Below are 25,782 nucleotides of genomic sequence, written 5' to 3'. Positions count from 1 at the left end.
GATAGAAACAGAAGCCACCGGAGCACCTCAAAAACACCATCATACACTAAATCAGTAAGTTGGCAGCATCACCTTAATGATGAATAACAGGCAGGAATAAATTGACGAAAAGAAAAACCGCCGCTATTTGCGGCGGGGTTTTTCAACGTATCGCGAAGAAATTTTATTGGCCGCGCGCCGTAACAACGGCTCCAGCGCAAACGCCAGCAGCATTTTCGCCGGGCGGCGGGCAACGGATTTTACTGCCCAGCCGGCAATGCCTGCCGGCCCGTATCGCAGCGCCGTTAACGCCACCAGTTTAGTGGCAAGTTTCAGCCCAGGCTTCGCCGTGCGCGTCAGCCTTTGCCAGCGGGATGTCTCGTTCATCAGCCCTCCTCGTAATGCTTTTCTATTACTATAGCTGACGGAACCTGCTGCGCAGGTTAAAGGCGTCTGAGGTGACGTAACGTTCCATTTCACGTAACCGCTTTTCGCCCGCGGCCAGTTCAGCGTCGACGGCATCCAGCAGCTCGCTGTTGGTGGCCGGCGTTTCGTTATCCATCGCTTCCGCAGGCATAGGATCGAGCGCGAAAGTGAGAATGATGTAACCAACAACGGTAAAGAACGCCAGCCCGAAAAAGAGCGACAGCACCACAATCAGCCGAACCAGCTTCACCGGCACGTTAAGATAATGCGCAAGGCCTGCGCACACCCCTTTAAGCATGCCTTGTTGCGGAATACGCCACAGCTTGCGGCCGTTAAATGCACTCGTCATTAGCTGTTTCTCCAGTTGGGGTGCTCTGCGTCCAGAATTTGCTCCAGCGACTGAATACGCTCGCGCATCCGTCGGGACTCTTCCGTTAACTGCGCCAGCCGCTGGCGTTCATTTACGTTCAGCTCGCCGGAAGAACGGTTACTGTAATGCAACCACAGCCAGACGGGAGCCACGAACAGCACAAAAATGGTTAGCGGAATGGCAAGAAAAAGAGCGCTCATGTGTACTCCTTACAGGTGAGTCGCTGCGGCAGCTCACTGCCGCAGCCCTTTTAGTTTTTTACTGCTAGTTGTTTACTGCTCGTCACGCTGGACGCGTGCTTTAAGCGCCGCCAGCTGCTCGCTAATTTCGTCATCCGCTTTCAGGTCGGAGAATTGCTGGTCGAGAGATTTTTGTTTACCAAAGCGGTGGCTTTCCGCTTCCGCTTCCATCTGGTCGATACGGCGTTCAAATGACTCGAAACGGGCCATTGCTTCATCAATCTTGCCAGTATCGAGCTGACGGCGAACGTCGCGGGAAGAAGAAGCCGCCTGATGGCGCAGCGTCAGAGCCTGCTGACGGGCGCGAGTTTCGCTCAGTTTGCTTTCCAGCTCGCCAATTTCTTTCTTCATGCGCTCCAGCGTTTCATCAACCTGGGTCACTTCGTCTTCCAGCACAGTGATGAGGTCAGTGAGCTTTTGTTTCTCAATAAGCGCAGCGCGAGCTAAATCTTCTTTATCTTTACGCAGAGCCAGTTCGGCTTTTTCCTGCCATTCGTTCTGTTGGGCGGTCGCCTGCTCAATACGACGGGCAAGCTGTTTCTTTTCCGCCAGCGCGCGGGCGGATGTTGAACGAACTTCAACCAGCGTGTCTTCCATCTCCTGAATCATCAGGCGCACCAGCTTTTGCGGATCTTCCGCTTTCTCCAGCAGCGAGTTGATGTTGGCGTTCACGATGTCGGCAAAACGAGAAAAAATACCCATAACATAATCCTCTTTCATTATTCAGGCGGCTGTCGCCCTGCTTGGTTGCTTAATTCAATTAGCGTGCCAGTTTTGCAACCACCTGATTTTCCTTGTTTACGAGAATTTTACCGCTGCGGCAAACCAGGCTACAGTGGTGATATCCACCAACAAATGGTGAAATTCATCATGCCTGAATACAAAGATAATCTTATTGGCGAGGCCAACAGCTTTCTTGAAGTGCTTGAACAGGTCTCCCGGCTTGCGCCGCTGGATAAGCCCGTGCTGATTATTGGCGAGCGCGGCACAGGTAAAGAGCTGATTGCGAATCGCCTGCACTATCTCTCACGCCGCTGGCAGGGGCCGCTTATCTCCCTTAACTGCGCGGCGCTGAATGAAAATCTGCTTGATTCAGAGCTGTTTGGCCACGAGGCTGGCGCGTTTACCGGCGCGCAAAAGCGTCATCCGGGCCGTTTTGAGCGCGCCGATGGCGGCACGCTTTTTCTTGACGAACTGGCTACCGCGCCCATGCTGGTGCAGGAAAAACTGCTGCGCGTGATTGAGTACGGCGAGCTGGAACGCGTGGGCGGCAGCCAGCCGTTGCAGGTAAACGTCAGGCTGGTTTGCGCCACTAACGCCAACCTCCCGGCGCTGGTCGAGGAAGATAAATTTCGCGCCGATCTCCTGGACAGGCTCGCCTTTGACGTGGTGCACCTCCCTCCCCTGCGCGAGCGGCGCAGCGACATCATGCTGCTTGCCGATCAGTTCGCCATTCAAATGTGCCGTGAACTGGGGTTGCCGCTCTTTCCCGGTTTTAGCGACCCGGCGCGCGAGACGCTGCTTGGCTACGGCTGGCCTGGCAATATCCGCGAGCTAAAAAACGTGGTGGAGCGCTCGGTATATCGCCACGGCAACAGCGAAGAGCCGGTAGACAATATCATTCTCGACCCGTTCAATCGCACCCGCTTGCCTGACCCTGAACCCGAGGCAACGCCTGCCGCGCCAGTGTTGCCCCTCGATCTTCGTCAGTGGCAGCACGACCAGGAAAAAAGGCTGCTGGAAACAAGCCTTGCGCAGGCGAAATATAACCAGAAGCGGGCCGCCGAGCTGCTGGGCCTGACTTATCATCAGCTTCGGGCATTAATGAAAAAGCATCAGACCGGTTGAGCACGACACCCGCTGAGGCAGACTTTTTTTACGAAGCAGTATCAGGTGCGATACACTTTGACGAGAGACTTCAGAACTTAAAAATTATGCGTGGAATTTTATCCCCTCTGTTTTTAACGCTTGGCATGCTAAGCGGCCAGGCATTCGCTGCGCCTGCTCAACCGCCAGCGGATATTCGTCAAAGCGGATTTGTTTATTGCGTCAACGGCCAGGTTAATACTTTTACGCCCCAGAAAGCAGGAAGCGGGCTTATCGTCGATACCCTTGCCGCCCAGCTCTATGATCGACTGCTGGATGTCGACCCTTATACCTACCGGCTGGTGCCGGAGCTTGCAGATAGCTGGGAAGTGCTGGATAACGGCGCTACTTACCGTTTTCATCTGCGTAGCGGCGTGAATTTTCAGACCACGGCCTGGTTTAAGCCCACGCGCACGCTGAATGCGGACGATGTGGTTTTCAGCTTCCAGCGTATTTTTGACCGCAATCACCCCTGGCACGCCGTGAACGGCAGCAGTTATCCCTATTTCGACAGCCTGCAATTTGCTGAAAGCGTGCAAAGCGTACGTAAGCTCGATAGCCGTACGGTGGAGTTCAGGCTGGCGAAGCCGGACGCCTCTTTTCTCTGGCATCTCGCCACGCATTACGCTTCGGTGATGTCGGCTGAATATGCCGATAAGCTTACCGTGCTCGACAGAGAAGAGCAGTTTGACCGGGAACCGGTCGGCACCGGTCCGTTTAAACTCAGCGAATACCGGGCCGGGCAATATATCCGGCTGATCCGCCATGACCAGTACTGGCGCGGCCAGCCGCTAATGCCGCAGGTTGTGGTGGACCTGGGCTCCGGCGGCACGGGACGCTTATCGAAGCTGCTGACCGGCGAATGCGATGTTCTGGCATGGCCCGCCGCCAGCCAGCTTACGATCCTCCGGGACGACCCGCGTCTGCGTCTTAATCTGCGCCCCGGCATGAACATCGCCTATCTGGCGTTCAACACCAATAAGCCGCCTTTAGATAACCCTGAAGTGCGGCACGCTCTGGCGCTTGCTATCAACAACCAACGGCTGATGCAGTCCATTTATTACGGTACGGCGGAAACCGCGTCATCCATTTTGCCGCGCGCCTCCTGGGCTTATGATAATGAGTCAAAAATTACCGAGTACAGCCCGCGCCGGGCGCGTGAAAAACTGCGTGAGCTGGGCATTAATAACCTGACGCTGCAACTGTGGGTGCCTACCAGCTCCCAGGCCTGGAACCCCAGCCCGCTTAAAACCGCCGAGCTGATACAGGCAGATATGGCGCAGGTGGGCGTGGAGGTCAAAATCGTGCCGGTGGAGGGACGTTTTCAGGAGGCGCGGCTAATGGACATGAGCCACGATCTCACGCTTGCCGGCTGGAGCACCGACAGCAACGACCCGGACAGCATTTTTCGCCCGTTGCTGAGTTGCGCCGCCATTCACTCCCAGACCAATTACGCCCACTGGTGCGACCGGCCTTTCGATAACCTGTTGCAAAAAGCGCTCGCCTCGCAGCAGCTGGCTTCGAGGATTGAAGCCTATACCGCCGCGCAGCACAGGCTGGCCGACCAGCTACCGGTGTTGCCTCTGGCTTCTTCGCTTCGCTTGCAGGCTTATCGTTATGATATGAAAGGCCTTGTGCTGAGTCCCTTTGGCAACGCCTCTTTTGCCGGCGTCTCCCGCGACAACGCGGAGGTAAAAAAACCATGATTATTTACACCTTGCGGCGTCTGGCGCTGCTGCTGGTGACGCTTTTTTTCCTCACCCAGGTGGGGTTTTGCCTGAGCTATTTTACGCCGCACGCGCCGTTGCAGGGCGCGTCGTTCTGGAATGCCTGGCTGTTCTGGCTGCAAAGCGTGCTGCACTGGGATTTTGGCGTATCGAGCATTAACGGCCAGCTCATCACCACCCAGCTTCGCGAAGTTTTCCCGGCAACGATGGAGCTTTGCCTGTTAGCGTTCGGCCTGGCCCTGCTGGTGGGAATACCGGTTGGCATGGTCGCAGGCATTATGCGCGGCAAATGGCAGGATAAATTTATCAGCGCGCTGGCGCTGCTGGGCTTTTCCGTGCCGGTATTCTGGCTGGCGCTGCTGTTTACGCTCTTCTTTTCGCTGACGCTTGGCTGGTTGCCGGTGGCTGGCCGCTTCGACCTGCTTTATGAAGTGAAGAACGTCACCGGTTTTGCGCTTATCGACGCCTGGCTCTCCGATTCCCCCTGGCGCCATGAAATGATTGTCAGCGCCCTGCGCCACATGGTGTTGCCTGTCGTGACCCTTGCGGTTGCGCCAACGACGGAAGTGGTGCGCCTGATGCGCATCAGCACCATGGAGGTATTTGAGCAAAATTATGTGAAGGCTGCCGCCACGCGCGGGCTTTCCCGCCTCACTATTTTACGCCGCCACGTGCTGCACAACGCCTTGCCGCCGGTGATCCCCCGGCTGGGGCTGCAATTTTCCACCATGCTGACGCTGGCGATGATCACTGAAATGGTTTTTAGCTGGCCCGGACTGGGACGCTGGTTAATTAACGCCATTCGCCAGCAAGATTATGCCGCCATTTCCGCAGGCGTAATGGTAATAGGCTCGCTGGTTATTTTGATTAATATGCTTTCCGATCTCCTCGGCGCCCTCGCTAACCCGCTGAAACACAAGGACTGGTATGCCTTACGATAACGTTTATAGCGAAAAGCGTCCGCCTGGCGCTCTGCGGACCGTCTGGCGCAAATTTTACAGCGATACGTCGGCCATGGTCGGTCTTTATGGCTGCGGCGCGCTTGTGCTGCTCTGCCTGTTTGGCTCGCTGTTCGCCCCGTATGGCATTGATCAGCAATTTCTGGGTTATCAACTGCTGCCGCCCTCCTGGTCGCGCTATGGCGAAGTTTCATTTTTTCTCGGCACCGACGATTTAGGCCGCGACGTGCTGAGCCGTTTGCTTAACGGCGCCACGCCAACCGTGGGCGGCGCGTTTGTCGTTACGCTCGCCGCCACCCTGTGCGGGCTGGGGCTGGGTGTGCTTGCAGGGGCGACGCATGGCCTGCGCTCGGCCGTGATGAATCATATTCTTGATACGCTGCTTTCTATCCCCTCGCTGCTGCTGGCGATAATTGTCGTGGCGTTCGCCGGGCCGCATCTTACGCACGCTATGTTCGCCGTCTGGCTGGCGTTGTTGCCGCGCATGGTGCGTTCGGTTTATGCGATGGTGCATGACGAGCTGGAAAAAGAGTATGTTGTGGCGGCCCGCCTGGATGGCGCCACGACCTTTAATATTCTCTGGTTCGCCGTGCTCCCCAATACCGCCTCTTTGCTGGTCGCTGAAATTACCCGCGCCTTCTCGATGGCGATTCTGGATATCGCCGCGCTGGGCTTTTTAGATCTCGGCGCGCAACTGCCTTCGCCTGAATGGGGAGCCATGCTCGGCGACGCGCTGGAGCTTATCTATGTGGCGCCCTGGACCGTTATGCTGCCAGGAGCGGCCATCATGATTAGCGTCTTGCTGATTAACCTGCTTGGCGAAGGCGTCCGCCGCGCCATTAATGCGGGGGTGGAATAATGCCCTTACTTGATATTCGTAACCTGACGATTGAACTGAAAACCCCGGAAGGCTGGGTTAAGGCGGTAGACCGTGTCAGCCTGAGCCTGGCCGAAGGGGAGATCCGCGGCCTGGTAGGCGAATCGGGATCCGGCAAAAGCCTGATTGCCAAAGCGATTTGCGGCGTCACGAAAGACTCATGGCGCGTAACCGCCGACCGTATGCGCTTCGCCGACATTGACCTGCTGCGCCTCTCCCCGCGCGAGAGACGCCGTCTGGTTGGCCATAATGTGTCGATGATTTTTCAGGAGCCGCAGTCCTGTCTCGACCCGTCTGAGCGCGTAGGCCGCCAGCTTATGCAAAATATTCCCGCCTGGACGTATAAAGGGCGCTGGTGGCAGCGTTTCGGCTGGCGCAAGCGGCGCGCCATTGAGTTGCTGCACCGCGTGGGCATTAAAGATCATAAAGATGCGATGCGCAGCTTTCCCTATGAGCTGACCGAAGGCGAATGCCAGAAGGTGATGATAGCAATAGCGCTTGCCAACCAGCCGCGCCTGCTGATTGCCGACGAGCCGACTAACGCCATGGAGCCTACCACTCAGGCGCAGATTTTTCGCCTGCTCACCCGGCTTAACCAGAACAATAACACCACTATTTTGCTTATCAGCCATGACCTGCAAATGCTGAGCCAGTGGGCAGACCGCATTAACGTGCTTTACTGCGGGCAGACGGTGGAAACCGCGCCGAGCGAAGATCTTATCTCGATGCCTCATCATCCTTATACCCAGGCGCTTATCCGCGCCATTCCCGACTTCGGCAGCCCGATGCCGCATAAAAGCCGCCTTAATACGCTGCCTGGCGCCATTCCCCTGCTGGAACATTTGCCTATTGGCTGCCGCCTGGGGCCGCGCTGCCCCTATGCCCAGCGCAAGTGCATCGAAACGCCGCGCCTGGACGGCCCGCGCGGCCATTACTTCGCCTGCCATTTCCCGCTGAACATGGAGAAAGAGTGAAATGGTCGAGACCCTTTTGCAGATCCGTAATCTGAGCAAGACCTTTCGCTACCGTACCGGCTGGTTTCATCGCCAGACCATAGAGGCGGTGAAGCCGCTGAGCTTTACGCTGCGCGAAAGACAAACGCTGGCGATTATCGGCGAAAACGGCTCAGGCAAATCGACGCTTGCGAAAATGCTGGCGGGCATGATTGAGCCTACGACGGGGGATATGATGATTGACGATCATCCGCTGCGATTTGGCGATTACGCTTTTCGCAGCCAGCGTATCAGGATGATTTTTCAGGATCCGTCCACTTCGCTAAACCCGCGCCAGCGAATTTCACAAATTCTCGATTTTCCGCTGCGTCTGAATACCGACCTCGAACCGCAGGCGCGTAAAAAACGCATTATTGAAACGCTGCGTATGGTCGGGCTGCTGGAAGATCATGCCAGCTATTACCCGCACATGCTGGCGCCAGGGCAGAAACAGCGTCTGGGACTGGCCCGCGCGCTTATCCTGCGCCCGAAAGTGATAGTCGCGGACGAAGCGCTCGCCTCTCTTGATATGTCTATGCGCTCACAGCTGATCAACCTGATGCTTGAGTTACAGGAGAAACAGGGCATCGCGTACATCTATGTTACGCAGCATATCGGCATGATGAAGCACATCAGCGACCAGGTCATGGTGATGCATCAGGGCGAAGTGGTGGAGCGCGGCAGCACCGCCGACGTGCTGGCTTCTCCCCTGCACGACCTGACGAAAAGATTGATAGCCAGCCACTTTGGCGAAGCGCTCACCGCAGACGCCTGGCGTAAAGATCGTTAACTTCCCCTTTTTCTCTCATCTGGCCCGGCTTTTAGCCGGGCTTTTTTATGACTGCGATAAGCGTACCCAGCCGGTTCGTAACCTACTATATCGTTAACATATCAACTTTCATTCGTAACAATTTTTGCTAATGGCATTCACATAAATGAACCAGATGGTATAATTATCGCATCTGGTCAGCAGACAATTATCCTGCTTGCCGTCACATCCCACGTTGTACTTCGCGCAGGCCACCCGCAGGCGCGTTATCTGGAGAAAGAGTTATGTCTGAAAATCACACCCGGCCGTCCCGCGCGCTGGGTATCTGGTCTGCGTTGCTGGGACTGGTGTTGCTGGCCATCGGCCTTTTCTTCGTCATCGGCGGCGGAAAACTGCTGTCGCTTGGCGGCAGCACCTATTTTCTTATCGCTGGCATCGTCATGCTGCTGGCGGCGGTTCAGCTGTTTCGTCGCAAGTCTTCCGCCGGCCCGCTGTTCGCGCTGGTTTTTTTCGGTTCAATCATCTGGGCGCTGTTTGATGCTGGCTGGGATTTCTGGCCGCTGGTTTCGCGCCTGATGGTGCCTGCCGGGCTGATGCTGCTGATTGCCGCCACCTGGCCTGCCCTTCGCAAGCGCGAAGGCAAGCCGACGCATCGCACCGCGGCATGGTCCTTCAGCGGAATTATCCTGCTCGGCATGCTGGTGACCTTCTGGCAAATGTTTGTGCCGCACCCTACCGTCGCTTTTAAAGGCGAGCCGTTGCCGCTGGTGCCCGTTGAAAAGGATAAAGCGCAAACTGACTGGGCTTACTACGGCAACACCCCGGGCGGCAGCCGTTTCGTCGCGCTGGATCAAATTACCCGTGATAACGTGAAAGATCTCAAAGTCGCCTGGACGATGCATACCGGCGATATTCCTGAGAGCCCCACCGGCAACGGCGCTGAAGATCAGCAAACGCCGCTGCAAATTGGCAACACGCTTTATCTCTGCACGCCGCATAACAATGTTATCGCCGTGGAAGCCAATACCGGCAAACAGCTCTGGAAACGCGAAATTAATGCGCAGGCGGAAGTGTGGAACCGCTGTCGCGGGCTGGCGTATTTCGACGCAACCAAACCCTTAGCGCAGCCTGTACTGCCGGGTTCAACGCCGGTGAAAGCCGTCAGCATGGCGGCCGACGCCAGCTGTCAGCGCCGCTTGCTGATGAACACCATCGATGCGCGTCTGATTGCGATTAACGCCGACAACGGCGAGTTTTGCGAAGGGTTCGGCAACCACGGCGTGGTTGACCTGAAAGCGGGCCTTGGCGACGCGCAGAATCCGAAATATCAGCTGACTTCCGCCCCTACCCTTGCCGGCACCACCGTGGTTGTTGGCGGTCGCGTTGCGGATAACGTACAAACCGATATGCCTGGCGGCGTATTACGCGGTTTTGACGTGATAACCGGGGAAATGCGCTGGGCCTTCGACCCGGGTAACGATAACCCTAACGCCGTGCTGATGCCGGGCCAGAACTATGCCCGCAGTACGCCAAACTCCTGGGCGCCGATGTCTTACGACCCGGCGATGAACACGGTTTTCATCCCGATGGGCAGCTCGACTGTGGATCTGTGGGGCGGGAACCGTACCCCGCTCGATCATAAATATGGCGCGTCAATCCTTGCACTGGACGCTACCACAGGTAAAGAAAAGTGGGTCTATCAGACCGTGCATAACGATCTGTGGGACTTCGATATTCCGATGCAGCCTACGCTGATGGATTTCCCGCTGAAAGAGGGCGGCAGTAAGCCCGCCGTCGTCTTCGGCACCAAAGCGGGCCAGATTTTTGTGCTGGATCGCCTGACCGGACAGCCGCTGACAGAAGTCAAAGAGCTGCCGATGAAGCAAGGGAACATCCCGAACGAACAGTACACCAAAACCCAGCCGCACTCGGTCGGCATGCCGCAGATTGGCGCGCAAACGCTGAAAGAGTCCGATATGTGGGGCGCAACGCCGTTCGACCAGCTCGCCTGCCGCATCGCCTTTAAAGAGATGCGCTATGACGGCCTGTTCACCGTGCCGGGTACCGATAAGTCCCTGAGCTTCCCGGGTTCGCTTGGCGGCATGAACTGGGGCAGCCTCTCGACTGACCCGAATAACCATTACATTTTCGTCAACGATATGCGTCTGGGCCTGTGGGTGCAGATGATCCCGGCGAATACCGACGCGATTTCCCGCGGCAGCAACGGCGGCGAAGCGATTAATACCGGTATGGGCGCGGTGCCGCTGAAAGGCACCCCTTATGCGGTTAACAAAAACCGCTTTATGTCGCCGCTGGGCATTCCGTGCCAGAAACCGCCGTTCGGCACGCTCTCTGCCATCGACCTGAAAACCCAGAAAGTGGTGTGGCAGGTTCCGGTCGGCACCGTGCAGGATACCGGCCCGTTCGGCATCAAAATGCGCGCGCCAATGCCGGTCGGCATGCCAACGCTTGGCGGCACGCTGGCGACGCAAGGCGGCCTGGTCTTTATCGCCGGCACCCAGGATTACTACCTGCGCGCCTTTGACAGCTCCACCGGTGAAGAGGTGTGGAAAGCGCGTCTGCCGGTAGGCAGCCAGGGCGGCCCGATGAGCTACGTCTCCCCGAAAGATGGCAAACAGTACATTCTGATTTCGGCAGGCGGCGCGCGACAGTCGCCAGATCGCGGCGACTATGTCATCGCTTACGCGCTGGATAACTGATTTTATCTACTGAAGCGCGCCAAAGCCCCTCCTGACTGCGAGGGGCTTTTTTTATCATTCTGAGGTTGGATCAGTATGCCTGCCCGGCTGAGGTATACTTAGCGGGTGCAGGAATCTTTAACGGGGCGGCCTGCTTTGCCCCTGCTGCACAAAACGTTCCACGGCCCCTGAGAAACCGCTTTGCGGCGAACAGGCGATAAAACGCGCTGAACCTGGCGTCTTTTCAGCCTAAGTCACCACATTCGCTGGAAAAAGAGCGTGACACATCAGGGCGTGAGTGGGATATAATTTTGCCTTCATTTCGAACACTTTTGGCTTAACTGAGTTAACCTGCTGATTGTTAAGCCAAAAAAGCAATGACTATAAGGATTAAAGCTATGGGTTTTCTTACCGGTAAGCGCATTCTGGTGACTGGCGTTGCCAGCAAACTGTCCATCGCCTACGGTATCGCACAGGCTATGCACCGCGAAGGGGCTGAACTGGCGTTCACCTACCAGAACGATAAGCTGAAAGGCCGCGTGGAAGAGTTTGCCGCTCAACTGGACTCCAGCATTGTGCTGCCGTGTGACGTTGCGGAAGATGAAAGCATCGACGCGCTGTTCACCGAGCTTGCCAAAGTCTGGCCGAAATTTGACGGTTTCGTGCATTCCATCGGTTTCGCCCCGGCGGACCAGCTGGACGGCGATTACGTCAACGCCGTAACCCGTGAAGGCTTCAAAATCGCGCATGACATCAGCGCTTACAGCTTTGTCGCTATGGCGAAAGCCTGCCGCGAAATGCTGAACCCGAACTCCGCGCTGCTGACGCTCTCTTACCTTGGCGCCGAGCGCGCTATTCCTAACTACAACGTTATGGGTCTGGCGAAGGCTTCCCTTGAAGCGAACGTGCGCTACATGGCGAACGCGATGGGTCCGGAAGGCGTGCGCGTTAACGCCATTTCCGCAGGCCCGATCCGCACCCTTGCGGCTTCCGGCATCAAAGATTTCCGCAAGATGCTGGCGCACTGCGAAGCGGTGACCCCGATTCGCCGCACCGTCACCATTGAAGACGTGGGCAACAGCGCCGCGTTCCTGTGCTCTGACCTCTCCGGCGGCATTACCGGCGAAGTGGTTCATGTAGACGGCGGCTTTAGCATCGCCGCCATGAACGAGCTGGAACTGAAATAATCCGCTACTCCCTCACGCAAAGGGCAGGTTTTTAACCTGCCCTTTTCATTTATGCCTTTCTGATATTTATTATCACCGAACAATCTTTTATCGCCGCCAGCGGTTACGCCAGGATAAGTCAGCGTGATCTGTCCCGGCGTGCTGTGTAACAGGGTGCTCCGGGTCGCCAATTTTGACCAAGGAATGACCATGGAACCACGCCGTTTTTCCGGCAAAAGCCACTGGTATCATGAAACCCAGTCCAGCCGCTGTCCGGCTGACGTGCTCCCGCTGGTGCCTGAGGCCGCCTGGGTTGATGATCGTCTGCTGCTTGATTTATCCCTTGCTCCTGATCCCGCGCTTGCGCAAGAGGCATGGATAAACAAAGCGAGAAAGCTCATCCCGTTACTCTTTCCTGAAAGCGTGACGATTAACAGGCTGCATACCCTGAGCAGCTACGACCGTCTGAGCACTGCGCTGACTGTCGCACAGGTATGGGGCGTACAGCGCCTGTGCAATCATTACGCCGCCCTGCTCGCTCCACAACCGGGGCCAGACTCCTCGCGCGAAAGCAACCGCCGTTTAACGCAAATCACGCAGTTCGCCCGCCAGCTTGCCATTTCGCCGACGGTGATTGATGCCACGGCGCGCGCGCAACTGGATGAGTCCGGTCTTTCCTGGTATGACCGGGTCACCTTTACCCAGATAATCGGCTTTATCGGGTTTCAGGCGCGGGTGGTCGCGCTCTTTCAGGCTCTACAGGGCCAGCCGGTGCGCTGGGTGCCGGGGCTGGATATGTTGCAGGATGCGCCGCCGGAGCGCTTCAGCCAACCCGAGCCGCGCTGGGCTGCCGACCTGCCGCCTGTCGCCATTAGCCATGCCAACGAAAATCAGCTTAAGGCGTTGACCGCCTGCCAGCCTCAGCTGGCGTTGCGGGAGCTTTCACATGTGCTGGTTTACGATGCGGAAGTTCTGAATTTGCTGCCTGAGCTTTGCGAAGCGTTAAGCGAAGGCATCGATGAAGGGGATCGCGCGCTGGTGACGCTGCTGACCGCGCGTATAAACGGCAGCGCGGCCTGTTTTCACCAAACCGCGCAGCGCTGGCGCGGGGAGCCCAATCTGCCGGAAGCGATGCGCAACGGCGAGCGGGCGTTACTGGCGTGGAGTCACAATCACCCGAGAGAGCGCGCTATTATCCAGGCGGTGCAGCAGCTTACCCGCGCGCCTGACCGTTTTAGCGCCGCACAGCTAAACCCGCTGCGCGAACAGGGTTACGATGCGCAGGCGGCGCTGCGTCTGCTTGCCTGGAGTGGATTATGCGGCTGGATCAACCGTCTCAGAATGGGGCTTGGCGACGAACGCTGAGACCTTAAACATTCACCGTTGATGCCAAAGAGCGCTTGCCGCGAGGGGCGCATTCGCGTAAAACTGTCAGCCGCTCTTTTGGCCACGAAAATTCATATTATGTTTCAGGATAACCCGCTGCTTGCGCAGCTTAAACAGCAACTTCACTCCCAGACGCCGCGCGCCGAAGGAGTGGTAAAAGCCACGGATAAAGGCTTCGGCTTCCTTGAGGTCGATGCGCAGAAAAGTTATTTTATTCCGCCGCCGCAGATGAAAAAAGTGATGCATGGCGACCGCATCATTGCCGTTATCCATACGGAAAAGGAAAAGGAATCCGCTGAGCCAGAAGAGCTTGTCGAACCCTTCCTCACCCGCTTTGTCGGCCGGGTGCAGAAAAAAGACGATCGTCTTTCCATCATTCCGGATCATCCGCTGCTTAAAGACGCTATTCCCTGTCGCGCCGTCCGCGGCGTGGAGCATGACTTTAAACAGGGCGACTGGGCTGTCGCAGAGATGCGCCGTCACCCGCTCAAAGGCGATCGCAGCTTTTACGCTGAGCTGACCCAGTTTATTACATTCGGCGACGATCATTTCGCGCCGTGGTGGGTAACGCTCGCCCGCCATAACCTTGAGCGCGAAGCGCCAAATGGCGTGGCGACTGAGATGCTCGACGAAGGCCTGACGCGTGAAGATTTAACCGCGCTGGATTTTGTTACCATCGACAGCGCCAGCACCGAAGACATGGACGACGCCCTGTTTGCTGAAGAGGCCGCCGACGGCAGCATTCAGTTAACCGTCGCTATCGCCGACCCTACTGCCTGGATTGCTGAAAACAGCAAACTGGATAGCGCCGCCCGCATTCGCGCTTTCACCAACTACCTGCCGGGCTTTAACATCCCGATGCTGCCGCGCGAGCTGTCTGATGACCTGTGTTCACTGCGCGCGAATGAACAACGCCCGGCGCTTGCCTGTCGCATGACCATCGGCGCGGACGGTGCAATCGGTGAAGATATTCATTTCTTCGCCGCGATTATCGAATCAAAAGCCAAGCTGGTTTACGACAACGTTTCCAATTGGCTGGAAAACAGCGGCGACTGGCAGCCGGAAAGCGAAGCCATTGCGCAGCAAATCCGTCTGCTGCAAGCGATCTGCGTTCGCCGCGGCGAGTGGCGCCATAATCACGCGCTGGTGTTTAAAGATCGCCCCGATTACCGCTTTATCCTTGGCGATAAAGGCGAAGTGCTGGATATTGTCGCCGAACCGCGTCGTATTGCTAATCGCATGGTTGAAGAAGCGATGATTGCCGCCAACGTCTGCGCCGCTCGCGTGCTGCGCGACAAGCTGGGCTTTGGTGTTTATAACGTGCATTCCGGTTTCGACCCGGCCAACACCGAACAGCTGGCTGCGCTGCTGAAAAACCACGGCATGCATGTGGATGCGCAGGAGGTGCTGACGCTGGAAGGTTTCTGCAAACTGCGTCGCGAACTGGACGCGCAGCCTTCAGGCTTCCTGGACAGCCGCATCCGCCGCTTCCAGTCGTTTGCTGAAATCAGCACCGAGCCTGGCCCGCACTTTGGCCTGGGGCTTGAGGCTTATGCCACCTGGACCTCACCTATTCGCAAATATGGCGATATGCTGAACCATCGCCTGCTGAAAGCCATTATCAAGAATGAAACGGCTCAGCGTCCGCAAGAAGACGTGACGGTACAGATGGCGGAACGTCGCCGCCTGAACCGCATGGCTGAACGCGATGTCGGCGACTGGCTTTATGCGCGTTTCCTTAATGACAAAGCCGGTACGGATGCGCGTTACGCAGCGGAAATTATCGACGTCAGCCGCGGCGGCATGCGCGTGCGTCTCGTTGATAACGGCGCAGTAGCGTTTATTCCGGCCCCCTTCCTGCACGCTGTACGTGATGAACTGGCATGCAGCCAGGAAAATGGTACCGTGCAGATTAAAGGCGAAACCGTTTATAAAGTTACCGACGTTATCGACGTAACGATTGCGGAAGTCCGTATGGAAACCCGCAGCATCATTGCCCGCCCCGCCGCTTAAACGCGCTTAATTTCCCCGGTCACGCCGGGGAAATTTCTCTGATAATCTTGTCTTATCCTTTCACTGCGTGACCATCATCATTTTTTCTCTTTTTCGCAACGCAAAAAAAGCAATATATGCCCACAATAAGAGGTATTGTTCGCGTATCGTTGAAACACTTTTGCGCTGCGGGAATAGAATAAGTTACTGCGAATGCTACCCTTTTTTGTCTATTATTTATAAAAACAAGGTTGTTTTGCGTCTCCTTGAGGCAGCCGCTGTCCGAAGCTTGCCTGTGGGAAATAACATGTGCGCTTATTGCTTGGGTCGGGAGAAAGAATGAAAGACGAACAGGAGCAAAACCTGCTTTATCGTTATTTAGGCACTACCAGTCCTTACTGGCGTTTACCCGTCGACAGCAATGCGTTACAGCTGGCCGCAAGCGAAAACTCCGACATCAGCCAGGTTATTACGCTGTCCCAGGAGCAGGCAGAACAAATTCGCGCCATGACCGTAATTACTTCCAGCGTCACCATGACCGTTTCCCTTTTCGGCTGTGAAGCGCCGCTGCATCTGGTGGGGCGTAAAGTTTCCAAGCGTGAATGGGCAGGCACGGCGTCGAGCTGGCATGATACCTCTTCTGTGGCGCGCGATTTAGTACAGGGCCTCTCCTTTGCCGAGCAAGTGGTTTCCGAAGCGAATTCAGTCATTGTTATTCTCGACCGGCTTGGCAATATTCAGCGCTTTAACCGGTTATCTGAAGAATATACCGGAATGAAAGAGCAAGAAGTTATTGGCCAGAACGTTTTCAAGCTTTTCATGAGTCCTACCGAAGCGGCCGCTTCAAGACGTAATATTTCCGGCTTTTTTCGTAACGGTAACTCTTATGAGGTAGAACGCTGGATAAAAACCCGTAAAGGGCAGCGATTGTTTTTATTCAGAAATAAATTTGTGCACAGCGGCAGCGGTAAAAATGAAATATTTCTTATTTGCTCAGGTACCGATATTACCGAGGAGCGCCGCGCGCAGGAGCGTTTACGCGTACTCGCTAATACCGATACGATAACCGGTCTGCCGAACCGCAATGCCATCCACGACATGATAACCGAAGCCATAGCCGAGCGCGGGGAAACGCAGGTCGGAGTGGTCTATCTGGATCTCGATAACTTTAAAAAAGTTAACGACGCTTATGGTCATATGTTTGGCGATCAGCTGTTGCAGGCGGTATCGCTGGCGATTTTAAGCTGTCTTGAGGACGGTCAAGTGCTGGCGCGCCTTGGCGGCGATGAGTTTATCGTCCTCGCAACCCATACGTCGCAGAGTGCGCTGGAAGCGATGGCGTCGCGTATTCTTACTCGTCTGAAACAACCTTTTCGCATTGGTCTTATCGAGATTTATTCAGGCTGTTCGCTGGGCATTTCGCTTGCGCCGCAACATGGCACTGACCGGGAAAGCGTGATCCGCAACGCCGATACCGCGATGTATACCGCAAAAGAAGGCGGGCGCGGCAAATTTTGCGTCTTCTCCCCGGAAATGAACCAGCGCGTGTTTGAATACTTGTGGCTTGATACTAACCTGCGTAAGGCGCTGGATAACGACCAGCTGGTTATTCACTATCAGCCCAAAATCACCTGGCGCGGTGAAGTACGCAGCCTGGAAGCGCTGGTGCGCTGGCAGTCGCCGGAACGTGGTTTGATTCCGCCGCTTGATTTTATCTCCTATGCGGAAGAATCCGGTCTGATTGTGCCGCTGGGGCGCTGGGTGATGCTCGATGTGGTGCGCCAGGTCGCGAAATGGCGGGATAAGGGATTTAATCTTCGCGTGGCGGTTAACGTATCCGCGCGCCAGTTGGCGGATCAAACGATTTTCAGCGATCTCAAACAGGCGCTGCACGATTTGAATTTCGAATATTGCCCGATAGACGTTGAATTAACCGAAAGCTGCCTGATTGAAAATGAAGAACTGGCGCTGTCGGTCATTGAACAATTCAGCCAGTTGGGGGCGCAAATTCATCTTGATGATTTTGGTACCGGCTACTCTTCTCTTTCTCAACTGGCGCGTTTTCCTATCGACGCCATCAAACTCGACCAGAGTTTTGTGCGCGATATTCACAAGCAGTCGGTCTCCCAGTCCCTGGTGCGCGCCATTGTGGCGGTCGCGCAGGCGCTTAATTTGCAGGTCATCGCCGAAGGGGTTGAAAGTCTCAAGGAAGATGCGTTTCTTACAAAGAACGGCGTAACCGAACGTCAGGGTTTTTATTTTGCGAAACCTATGCCTGCCAGCGCTTTTGAGCGGTGGTATAAACGCTATCAAACGCGGAAAATGGGTTAGCCCTCCCCCATAAAAGACGTCGTCTGCAACGACGTCTTTGGCAGTTAACGCTCTACAGCAACCCTTACAGGGCAATGAGGTTAGCCAACTTTACGCAGTACCGAGGCGGTATGCCGGTTTTGCAGTTGTACCAGCCGCTCCATATAGGCCACATCTTTCGGCTCCAGGCAAAATGCCGCATCAACCCAGTCTTCGGTAATATCCATTAACTCAGAACGCGGCAGTTGTAACACCCGCTGACGCGCCCGCAGCATTGCCCTTACGCCGTTTAAACGGGGTTGCAGCGTATCGATAAAGGTTCGCGTAGAGACGTAGCCCTGGCCGGGTTCAAAAAGCTCGTCGACAAGGCCATGCTGTTCATACCACTCCGCCGTATGCGATTCGCCTTTGTAAATCAGCGCTTCGGCAAGCTTCATGCCTGCACGCCGCGCCACCAGCGAATAACCACCCATGCCCGGGAAAAGATTGAAGGCGATTTCCGGGAAACCAAGCCGCGCGTCTCTTTGCGCCAGAACGAAATGGTGCGCCAGCGCAGCTTCAAAACCGCCACCCAGCGCGCTTCCCTCCACCATTGCCAGCGAGATGGCGCCGGTGTCGAAACCGCGCGATGCAGCGTGCACGCAGTCCACACAGGCCCGGGCATAGGCCCGCAACGCCTCGCGGCGACCGTTCTGGATACAATCAACAAAGAAACCTAAATCGCCGCCCGTGTTATACATGCCGGGGACCAGCGAGCCAGTCACCCAGAAGTCAACGCGGAACCCCGATTGCTGCACCAGATAGGCAAGATTCATGATCTCTTCTATCAGCGCATGGTTGAAACAAGGGCGCGGCTGCGAGCGCAACATCATCCAGACGGTGCGGCGCTCTTCTTCATAATAACCAGACAGCTGGGTGAAACGAGCAGTATCGGTAAAGAGTTTGCAAGTTGGTTGGTTTAATACTGTCATAGTCTTTCCTCTTGTGAGTGAATGCGTTAGACGCATGATCAGACTACTGCACAGCACCTATTCTCTGTATGTAGCGAAGCGGTTTTATAACCTTTCTTTATGATTTGCAAAAAAGCCGTTAGCACTATTCCACCAGAAATAGCGTCAGAACCTTCTCTTTTAAAGCGCTTTTTAGCATCATACGAACCCTGAAGAATGAATAAGGAAAAGCATGATGAATTCTCTGGATCCAAAGCAACTGGCGCACCGTATTGATACCGTGCTGGATATTCTTGTGGCGGGCGATTACAGCTCAGCGATAAATAATCTGGAAATTTTAAAAGCGGAATTACTGGCGCAAAGTAAAAGCCAGGATAATGATGAGGGGCAGGAAAAATCCCCTTGGGAAATTTAACCGCTCCTCCTCAGAGGAGCAGTTCGGTTACAGACTGAGCGTGCCGAAAGCTTCCTGCCAGTCTTTATCAAACGTCGCGATAGCGGCGCTGACGGCAGGCGTGGCGAGGAGCTGCCCGGCAACGTCCAGCGGCAGCGTGATTGCTTCGCAGCCGGCAAGCAGGCATGAAAGCGCCTGATGCGGCGTGCGAAAACTGGCTGCCAGCACTTTTGAATGGGGCGCATGCAAGCTAAGCAACTGCTGTAGATCCTGCACCATGGCGATGCCGTCGCCACCCTGCGCATCCAGACGATTCACATAAGGCGCGACATATTCCGCACCGGCCAGCGCCGCAAGCAGCCCCTGCGCTGCGCCGTAAACCGCTGTTCCTAACGTTGGGATCCCCATTTTTTTCAATATTTTCATCGCCGCCAGGCCTTCCGCCGTGGTGGGCACTTTAACCACCAGACCCGGAACGCGCTCCACCAGCCGCTCAGCGTCCTTCACCATCTCTTCAGCCTGGGAAGCGATAACCTGAGCAAAGAGTTTGCCTTCGCCGCCAAGCGCGTCCTGTAGCGCAGGCAGCACATCCCACAACGGAACGCCCCCTTTCGCCACGATAGACGGGTTTGTCGTAACACCCTGCAACGGCAGTACACGCGCAAGGCGCTTAACAGCGGCGACATCTGCTGTATCTAAATAAAGCTCCATGGTTTCTCCTGAAACGTAGTCGATCACATTGTCGTCATCATAATCGCGACACCGCAGCTTTACCTGATCTGCATCAACAAAGCTTTCATTCGAAAGTAATTTAATTTACGAAAGAAAGTTAAACGAGGTGATTATGCTTTTTAATCTGCAACGATATTCCACTCATGATGGTCCCGGCATTCGTACTGTCGTCTTTCTCAAAGGGTGTTCACTCGGTTGCCGCTGGTGCCAGAACCCGGAAAGCCGCAGCCGGGAGGCCGAGCTGCTTTATGATGAGCGACTCTGCCTGCAAGGTTGCGAACTTTGCCAGTCAGCCTGCCCGCATGCGATTACACGTTTGAATGAAAAGCTCGTCATCGCTCGCGACAAACTGCACAGCGAAGATTTGCAGCGACTGGTTGATTGTTGCCCAAGCCAGGCGCTTACCGTGTGCGGCGAAGCCCGCAGCGTAGAGGCTATCATGACAAGCGTGCTGCGCGACAAACCGTTTTACGCCAGAAGCGGCGGTGGCATTACCCTCTCCGGGGGCGAGCCTTTTATGCAGCCAGACCTGGCATGCGAACTTCTGCGGCGCAGCCGGGAAGCGGGTATCCATACGGCTGTCGAGTCCTGCCTGCATGTGCCGTGGAAATATATTGAACCGTCATTGCCTTTTCTCGATCTGCTGCTCGCTGACCTCAAACATGTCGATGGCGATCGCTTCCTCGCCTGGACTGACGGCAGCGCGCAGCGCGTGATGGATAACTTTCGTCGCCTCGCAAAAGCTGGCGTCAGGATGACAGTACGCGTACCGCTTATTCCGGGCTTCAACGCGGATGAAGCCTCTGTCCGCGCCATCACCAATTTTGCCGCCGATGAAATCGGCGTACGAGAAATCCATTTTCTTCCCTACCACACCTTAGGCATCAACAAATACAAGCTGCTTGATCAACCCTATCTGGCTGCGCAGACCCCGCTTGACGCGCCGGAACTGCTGGCTTTCGCCGAGCAGTATGCCCGGCAAAAAGGGATGACGGCCTGGCTTCGAGGATAATTACCATGACTGAACTGAACCTCAATATTTTGAGTAATCGTATTAAGGCGCATAAAGAAGCGTTAATCCACATCGTTAAGCCGCCGGTTTGTACAGAGCGCGCACGCCACTATACCGCCATCTACCAGCAGCATCAGGATAAGCCGCTGCCGGTACGCCGCGCGCTGGCGCTGGCGCACCATCTGGCGGAGCGCACTATCTGGATCAAACACGACGAGCTGATCGTCGGCAACCAGGCAAGCCAGGTACGCGCCGCGCCCTTCTTTCCTGAGTACACCGTAAGCTGGATCGAAAACGAAATTGACGAACTGGGCGACCGTCCAGGCGCAGGCTTTTCCGTAAGCCCTGAAGATAAAGCGGTGATGCATGAGGTTTGCCCCTGGTGGCGCGGCCAGACGGTGCAGGATCGCTGCTATGGCATGTTCACTGACGAACAGAAAGCATTGCTGGCGACCGGCATTATTAAAGCGGAAGGTAACATGACTTCCGGCGATGCCCACCTTGCGGTTAACTTTCCGCTCCTGCTTGAAAAGGGCCTTGATGGTCTGCGCGAGAAAGTGGCGGAGCGCCGCAGCCGTCTGGCCCTGACGGACTGGGACGATCTGCACAAAGAACAGTTTTTGAAGGCTATTGATATCACTTTCGCAGCTCTTAGCGAGCATATTCTGCGCTATGCAACGCTTGCCCGCAGCATGGCGGAACAGGAAACCCGCGAGGCGCGCCGCGAAGAGCTGCTCACCATTGCGCAAAACTGCGAGCATATCGCTCACCAGCCGCCCGTCACCTTCTGGCAGGCTTTGCAGTTAAGCTATTTTGTTCAACTGGTGCTACAGATTGAGTCGAATGGCCATTCCGTCTCTTTTGGCCGTCTCGATCAGTATCTTTACCCCTGGTATCGTCGGGATGTAGAGCTTGAACAATCCCTGACGCGCGAGCAGGCCATTGAATTGCTGCAAAGCTGCTGGCTGAAGCTGCTGGAGGTCAATAAAATCCGCTCCGGCTCGCACTCGAAAGCCTCAGCAGGCAGCCCGCTTTATCAGAACGTGACCATTGGCGGCCAGAAACTGGTTAATGGCGAGGCGGTTGACGCCGTGAACCCGCTTTCTTATGCGGTGCTGGAATCCTGCGGTCGTTTGCGATCCACGCAGCCAAACCTCAGCGTCCGCTACCATGCCGGCATGAGCAACGACTTTCTTGATGCGTGCGTACAGGTCATTCGCTGCGGTTTCGGTATGCCAGCCTTTAATAACGATGAGATTGTTATCAGCGAGTTTATTAAGCTTGGCGTTAGCCGCGAAGACGCGTATGACTATGCCGCCATTGGCTGTATCGAAACGGCAGTGGGCGGCAAATGGGGTTATCGCTGCACCGGTATGAGCTTTATCAACTTTGCGCGGGTGATGCTCGCCGCGCTAGAGGGCGGCCGTGACGCCACCAGCGGTGAAATTTTCCTGCCGCAGAAACAGGCGCTTTCCGCTGGCAACTTCCATAATTTCGATGAAGTGATGGCGGCATGGGATAACCAGATCCGCTATTACACGCAGAAATCCATTGAGATCGAATGCGTTGTAGACACCGTACTTGAAGAGAACGCCCACGATATCCTTTGCTCAGCGCTGGTGGACGACTGTATTGAGCGGGGTAAAAGCATCAAACAGGGCGGCGCAAAATATGATTGGGTATCCGGCTTACAGGTAGGTATAGCCAACCTCGGCAACGGGCTAGCGGCCGTGCGCAAACTGGTTTTCGACCAGGGAATAATTGGACAGAAGCAGCTTGCCGAAGCGCTGGCTAATGACTTTGAAGGACTGACCGGCGAGCAGTTGCGCCAGCGGCTCATTAACAGCGCGCCCAAATATGGCAACGATATGGATGATGTCGATCTGCTGCTGTCCCGCGCTTACCAGACCTATATTGATGAGCTAAAACAGTATCACAATACCCGCTACGGACGTGGGCCGATCGGCGGCACCTATTACGCCGGCACCTCGTCTATCTCCGCCAACGTACCCTTCGGCGCAGCGACGATGGCGACACCCGACGGTCGCAAGGCCAAAACACCGTTAGCAGAGGGCGCAAGTCCTGCTTCGGGTACTGACCAACTCGGCCCTACGGCAGTGATAAGCTCAGTGGGTAAACTGCCAACAGATAAAATTCTTGGCGGCGTACTGTTGAATCAAAAACTTAACCCGTCCACACTGGATAATCTGCGTGACCGGGAAAAACTGATGATGATGCTGCGCACTTTCTTTGAAGTCTATAAAGGCTGGCACGTGCAGTACAATATCGTCTCTCGCGAGACGCTGCTGGATGCCAAAGCCCACCCCGATCAATATCGCGACCTGGTGGTGCGTGTGGCAGGCTACTCCGCGTTCTTTACGGCCTTATCCCCTGACGCTCAGGATGATATTATCGCGCGTACCGAACATACGCTTTAACCGACATGCGGTGGCTGCGGCCACCGCCTTAAACTTGCTGATATGAATTCCAGACAACAACTTATTTTACAGATGGTGATTGACCAGGGACGCGTCAGCGTGACCGACCTTGCTAAAACGACCGGCGTGTCTGAGGTAACTATCCGTCAGGATCTTAACCTTCTCGAAAAACAGAGTTACCTTCGCCGCACCCATGGTTTCGCGGTCCCGCTCGATAGCGACGACGTAGAAACCCGTATGATGAATAACTACCCTGTCAAACGCCAGTTGGCGGAATTTGCCGCCAGTCTGGTCAATGATGGCGAAACCATATTTATCGAAAACGGCAGCAGCAACGCTCTGCTGGCGCGCACGCTGGCGGAACAAAAAAATGTTACGTTGATTACCGTTAGCAGTTATATCGCGCACCTGTTAAAAGAGACATCCTGTGAAGTGATACTGCTTGGCGGCATTTACCAGAAAAAAAGCGAAAGCATGGTAGGCCCGTTAACCCGGCAGTACATTCAGCAAGTGCATTTCAGTAAGGCGTTCATCGGTATTGATGGCTGGCAACCAGAGACGGGCTTTACCGGCAGAGACATGATGCGCGCCGATGTTGTTAACGCTGTGCTGGAAAAAGGCAGCGAGGCAATTATTCTCACCGACAGTTCAAAATTTGGCGCTGTACATCCTTATACGCTTGGCCCAGCCAGCCATTTCAGCCGCGTCATCACCGATGATAAATTAAACGCCACAGCGCATCAGGCTTTACAACAGAGCGGACTCATCGTCGATATCGTCGCTCAATACCCCACGCTTTAATTTCCAGGCTGCGCTTAATCAAGCGCAGTTACCTCTGAGAGTATTCTTATCCCGAATTAAGACTTTTTACCTGTCTGATCCCATTAAAGAAATTAAAATTATGTTTAGCGATATAACAGGAAGTAACTGTCACCAGCGTGATTTTTAATTTGTCCGTATCGCATCCGGTTTCACAAAGAAGCTTTAAGCGGCGAGAAAGCCACTATACTTAAAGAGTCCCTTCTTTCTGTGAATCAATTATTCAGGAGAAAGTATTATGTCATTAAATTACAAAAAAGTGGCCGCAGCGCTGCTGGCAGTCACTCTGGCAACCTCTCTTAGCGCATGCTCCAACTGGTCTAAACGTGACCGTAACACGGCTATTGGCGCAGGCGCAGGCGCGATCGGCGGCTCTGTTCTGACGGACGGTAGCGCGCTTGGTACCCTGGGCGGCGCAGCTGTCGGCGGTATCATCGGCCATCAGGTAGATTAATCTCGTTTTGCTAAAGCCGGGTCTAAAAAGGCCAAAAATATAACAGTGCAAATAATGACCCCGGCTTAAGCAGATTGACAAAATTGACAAAAAAGCCACGGTTTCTGCCGTGGCTTTTTTATTTTACCCGCCCGCCAGCTTCACTTTCATTCCTTTGGCTTCAAGCAGACTTTTAATTAAATCGCGCTTATCGCCCTGAATTTCGATAACCCCGTCTTTCACCGAGCCACCGCATCCGCATTTCGCTTTTAATTCCGCCGCTATTTTTTTAAGCGCCGCGTCATCTTCATCAATGCCGGTAATCAGGCAAACGCCTTTGCCCTTTCTACCGCTCGTCTGGCGTGAAATACGTACAATACCGTCGCCTTTTGGACGTTCGACGGCTTTTTCTGGCTCCTGAATGCGCCCGGTATCGGTAGAGTAGACTAGTCGGCTGTTGTTATCGTTCATCATGCCTCCTTTTTAAGCGACGTCAGAATATCGCGCAGCGTCTGAGCCGGGTTCGCGGACTGCGTAATTGGACGACCAATAACCATATAGTCTACGCCAGCCTGCTGCGCCTGCTGCGGCGTCATGATACGTCGCTGATCTCCTGCCTCGCTCCCCTCAGGACGAATGCCTGGCGTGACCAGCCTGAAATCTGCGCCCCGTTCGCTTTTGAAGCGTACCGCTTCCTGAGCCGAACAAACAACGCCGTCAAGTCCACATTCCTGAGTCAGACGCGCCAGACGCGCCGCGTGGTCGGCCGGGTTCATGCTGATGCCTGTATCAGCCAAATCGCTGGCATCCATACTGGTCAAGACCGTAACCGCAATCAGTAACGGCGCGTCGGCGCCAAAAGGCACTAACGCTTCTTTCGCCGCACGCATCATTCGCGCGCCGCCACTTGCATGCACGTTGACCATCCACACGCCAAGCTCCGCAGCGGCTGCGACCGCCCTTGCCGTGGTATTCGGAATATCATGAAATTTCAGATCGAGAAACACATCAAAACCGCGTTCATGAAGCGATGCAATTAGCTGCGGACCGTACAGCGTGAACATCTCTTTGCCGACTTTGAGGCGGCAATCGCGTGGATCAATACGATCGACAAAAGCGAGCGCGCTGTCGCGATTATCATAATCAAGCGCGACAACAATCGGCGATTCAGTAACAGAACGGGAGGAGGATGCAGATAACTTCATGACCAGACCTTCTGACAGAGCGCACCGATGCGGCGCGAATTA

At 55.3% G+C, this 25,782-nt stretch carries 24 protein-coding genes; 16 read left to right on the top strand and 8 right to left on the bottom strand.

Features of this window, described 5'->3' with window-relative positions; translation table 11 throughout:
* Window positions 1-123 precede the first annotated feature (123 nt).
* From pspD to pspA, 4 genes are all read right to left on the bottom strand, one after another.
* Window positions 124-366, bottom strand: coding sequence for a phage shock protein PspD (gene pspD, locus DW56_RS04110; protein WP_024562187.1), 243 nt, complete (start codon window positions 364-366; stop codon window positions 124-126).
* A gap of 28 nt (window positions 367-394) precedes the next feature.
* A complete protein-coding gene (gene pspC, locus DW56_RS04105; RefSeq protein WP_024554791.1) occupies window positions 395-754 on the bottom strand; it encodes an envelope stress response membrane protein PspC in 360 nt (119 codons plus the stop codon).
* Window positions 754-975: an envelope stress response membrane protein PspB gene (pspB, locus tag DW56_RS04100; RefSeq protein WP_024554792.1), complete on the bottom strand. Its 222-nt coding sequence runs from the start codon at window positions 973-975 to the stop codon at window positions 754-756. Before pspB ends, pspC begins: the two co-directional genes overlap by 1 nt.
* 72 nt (window positions 976-1,047) lie before the next feature.
* Window positions 1,048-1,716, bottom strand: a complete 669-nt coding sequence (gene pspA / locus DW56_RS04095; RefSeq protein WP_024554793.1) for a phage shock protein PspA — start codon at window positions 1,714-1,716, stop codon at window positions 1,048-1,050.
* A gap of 168 nt (window positions 1,717-1,884) precedes the next feature.
* Here pspA and pspF point away from each other — a divergent pair, with 168 nt between their 5' ends.
* The 11 genes from pspF to pdeR all read left to right on the top strand — a co-directional run bounded on the left by pspF (window position 1,885) and on the right by pdeR (window position 17,778).
* Complete coding sequence (gene pspF, locus DW56_RS04090; protein WP_024554794.1) at window positions 1,885-2,862, top strand: phage shock protein operon transcriptional activator; 978 nt, start codon at window positions 1,885-1,887, stop codon at window positions 2,860-2,862.
* An 86-nt stretch (window positions 2,863-2,948) separates the two neighbouring features.
* Window positions 2,949-4,586, top strand: a complete 1,638-nt coding sequence (gene sapA, locus DW56_RS04085; RefSeq protein ID WP_024554795.1) for an ABC transporter substrate-binding protein SapA — start codon at window positions 2,949-2,951, stop codon at window positions 4,584-4,586.
* Window positions 4,583-5,548 carry a putrescine export ABC transporter permease SapB gene (sapB, locus tag DW56_RS04080; RefSeq protein ID WP_024554796.1) on the top strand — a complete coding sequence of 322 codons (966 nt, stop codon included), beginning with the start codon at window positions 4,583-4,585 and terminating at the stop codon, window positions 5,546-5,548. The genes sapA and sapB overlap by 4 nt, the downstream gene beginning before the upstream one ends.
* The gene (sapC, locus tag DW56_RS04075) at window positions 5,535-6,425 is read left to right on the top strand and encodes a putrescine export ABC transporter permease SapC (RefSeq protein ID WP_024554797.1); all 891 of its coding nucleotides are present in this window, start codon (window positions 5,535-5,537) and stop codon (window positions 6,423-6,425) included. The genes sapB and sapC overlap by 14 nt, the downstream gene beginning before the upstream one ends.
* Window positions 6,425-7,417: a putrescine export ABC transporter ATP-binding protein SapD gene (gene sapD, locus DW56_RS04070; protein ID WP_024562186.1), complete on the top strand. Its 993-nt coding sequence runs from the start codon at window positions 6,425-6,427 to the stop codon at window positions 7,415-7,417. Before sapC ends, sapD begins: the two co-directional genes overlap by 1 nt.
* Before the next feature lies 1 nt (window position 7,418).
* Window positions 7,419-8,225, top strand: a complete 807-nt coding sequence (gene sapF / locus DW56_RS04065) for a putrescine export ABC transporter ATP-binding protein SapF (protein WP_024551712.1) — start codon at window positions 7,419-7,421, stop codon at window positions 8,223-8,225.
* Window positions 8,226-8,488: 263 nt separating this feature from the next.
* The gene (locus tag DW56_RS04060) at window positions 8,489-10,924 is read left to right on the top strand and encodes a glucose/quinate/shikimate family membrane-bound PQQ-dependent dehydrogenase (protein ID WP_029589733.1); all 2,436 of its coding nucleotides are present in this window, start codon (window positions 8,489-8,491) and stop codon (window positions 10,922-10,924) included.
* Window positions 10,925-11,301: 377 nt separating this feature from the next.
* Window positions 11,302-12,090 carry an enoyl-ACP reductase FabI gene (fabI, locus tag DW56_RS04055; RefSeq protein WP_024551710.1) on the top strand — a complete coding sequence of 263 codons (789 nt, stop codon included), beginning with the start codon at window positions 11,302-11,304 and terminating at the stop codon, window positions 12,088-12,090.
* A 189-nt stretch (window positions 12,091-12,279) separates the two neighbouring features.
* On the top strand, window positions 12,280-13,434 hold the full coding sequence (locus DW56_RS04050) for a CMD domain-containing protein (RefSeq protein WP_029589732.1): 1,155 nt from the start codon (window positions 12,280-12,282) through the stop codon (window positions 13,432-13,434).
* A 99-nt stretch (window positions 13,435-13,533) separates the two neighbouring features.
* Window positions 13,534-15,468, top strand: coding sequence for an exoribonuclease II (locus tag DW56_RS04045; RefSeq protein WP_024551708.1), 1,935 nt, complete (start codon window positions 13,534-13,536; stop codon window positions 15,466-15,468).
* Window positions 15,469-15,786: 318 nt separating this feature from the next.
* Window positions 15,787-17,778 (top strand): cyclic di-GMP phosphodiesterase, encoded by a 1,992-nt coding sequence (gene pdeR / locus DW56_RS04040; RefSeq protein ID WP_024551707.1) that lies wholly within the window; start codon window positions 15,787-15,789, stop codon window positions 17,776-17,778.
* 80 nt (window positions 17,779-17,858) lie between these two features.
* On the opposite strand, the gene DW56_RS04035 is transcribed toward pdeR, so the two are convergent.
* The gene (locus DW56_RS04035; protein ID WP_024551706.1) at window positions 17,859-18,728 is read right to left on the bottom strand and encodes a crotonase/enoyl-CoA hydratase family protein; all 870 of its coding nucleotides are present in this window, start codon (window positions 18,726-18,728) and stop codon (window positions 17,859-17,861) included.
* Window positions 18,729-18,942: 214 nt separating this feature from the next.
* Between DW56_RS04035 and DW56_RS04030 the strand changes: the two genes are divergently transcribed.
* Window positions 18,943-19,122 carry a YciZ family protein gene (locus DW56_RS04030; protein WP_024551705.1) on the top strand — a complete coding sequence of 60 codons (180 nt, stop codon included), beginning with the start codon at window positions 18,943-18,945 and terminating at the stop codon, window positions 19,120-19,122.
* 27 nt (window positions 19,123-19,149) lie between these two features.
* Here the strand turns inward: DW56_RS04030 and fsa are convergent, their stop codons facing one another.
* Window positions 19,150-19,812, bottom strand: a complete 663-nt coding sequence (fsa, locus tag DW56_RS04025) for a fructose-6-phosphate aldolase (protein ID WP_024551704.1) — start codon at window positions 19,810-19,812, stop codon at window positions 19,150-19,152.
* 133 nt (window positions 19,813-19,945) lie between these two features.
* Here fsa and DW56_RS04020 point away from each other — a divergent pair, with 133 nt between their 5' ends.
* The 4 genes from DW56_RS04020 (at window position 19,946) to osmB (ending at window position 24,556) form a co-directional block, all read left to right on the top strand.
* A complete protein-coding gene (locus DW56_RS04020; RefSeq protein ID WP_024551703.1) occupies window positions 19,946-20,845 on the top strand; it encodes a glycyl-radical enzyme activating protein in 900 nt (299 codons plus the stop codon).
* Window positions 20,846-20,850: 5 nt separating this feature from the next.
* Window positions 20,851-23,283: a formate C-acetyltransferase/glycerol dehydratase family glycyl radical enzyme gene (locus tag DW56_RS04015; RefSeq protein ID WP_024551702.1), complete on the top strand. Its 2,433-nt coding sequence runs from the start codon at window positions 20,851-20,853 to the stop codon at window positions 23,281-23,283.
* 42 nt (window positions 23,284-23,325) lie between these two features.
* Window positions 23,326-24,084, top strand: a complete 759-nt coding sequence (gene yciT / locus DW56_RS04010) for a DNA-binding transcriptional regulator YciT (protein ID WP_024551701.1) — start codon at window positions 23,326-23,328, stop codon at window positions 24,082-24,084.
* A 256-nt stretch (window positions 24,085-24,340) separates the two neighbouring features.
* Entirely contained in the window at window positions 24,341-24,556 is a 216-nt protein-coding gene (osmB, locus tag DW56_RS04005) for an osmotically-inducible lipoprotein OsmB (protein ID WP_007681389.1), read from the top strand.
* Window positions 24,557-24,679: 123 nt separating this feature from the next.
* On the opposite strand, the gene yciH is transcribed toward osmB, so the two are convergent.
* Window positions 24,680-25,006, bottom strand: a complete 327-nt coding sequence (yciH, locus tag DW56_RS04000; protein ID WP_024551700.1) for a stress response translation initiation inhibitor YciH — start codon at window positions 25,004-25,006, stop codon at window positions 24,680-24,682.
* Window positions 25,006-25,740, bottom strand: coding sequence for an orotidine-5'-phosphate decarboxylase (pyrF, locus tag DW56_RS03995; RefSeq protein ID WP_024551699.1), 735 nt, complete (start codon window positions 25,738-25,740; stop codon window positions 25,006-25,008). The genes yciH and pyrF overlap by 1 nt, the downstream gene beginning before the upstream one ends.
* Between the last annotated feature and the right edge of the window lie 42 nt (window positions 25,741-25,782).

Source organism: Franconibacter helveticus LMG 23732, from assembly GCF_000463115.2.
Classification (GTDB): domain Bacteria; phylum Pseudomonadota; class Gammaproteobacteria; order Enterobacterales; family Enterobacteriaceae; genus Franconibacter; species Franconibacter helveticus.
Note: the sequence above shows the minus strand (reverse complement) of the source record. Positions and strands in the feature narration are given on the sequence as shown.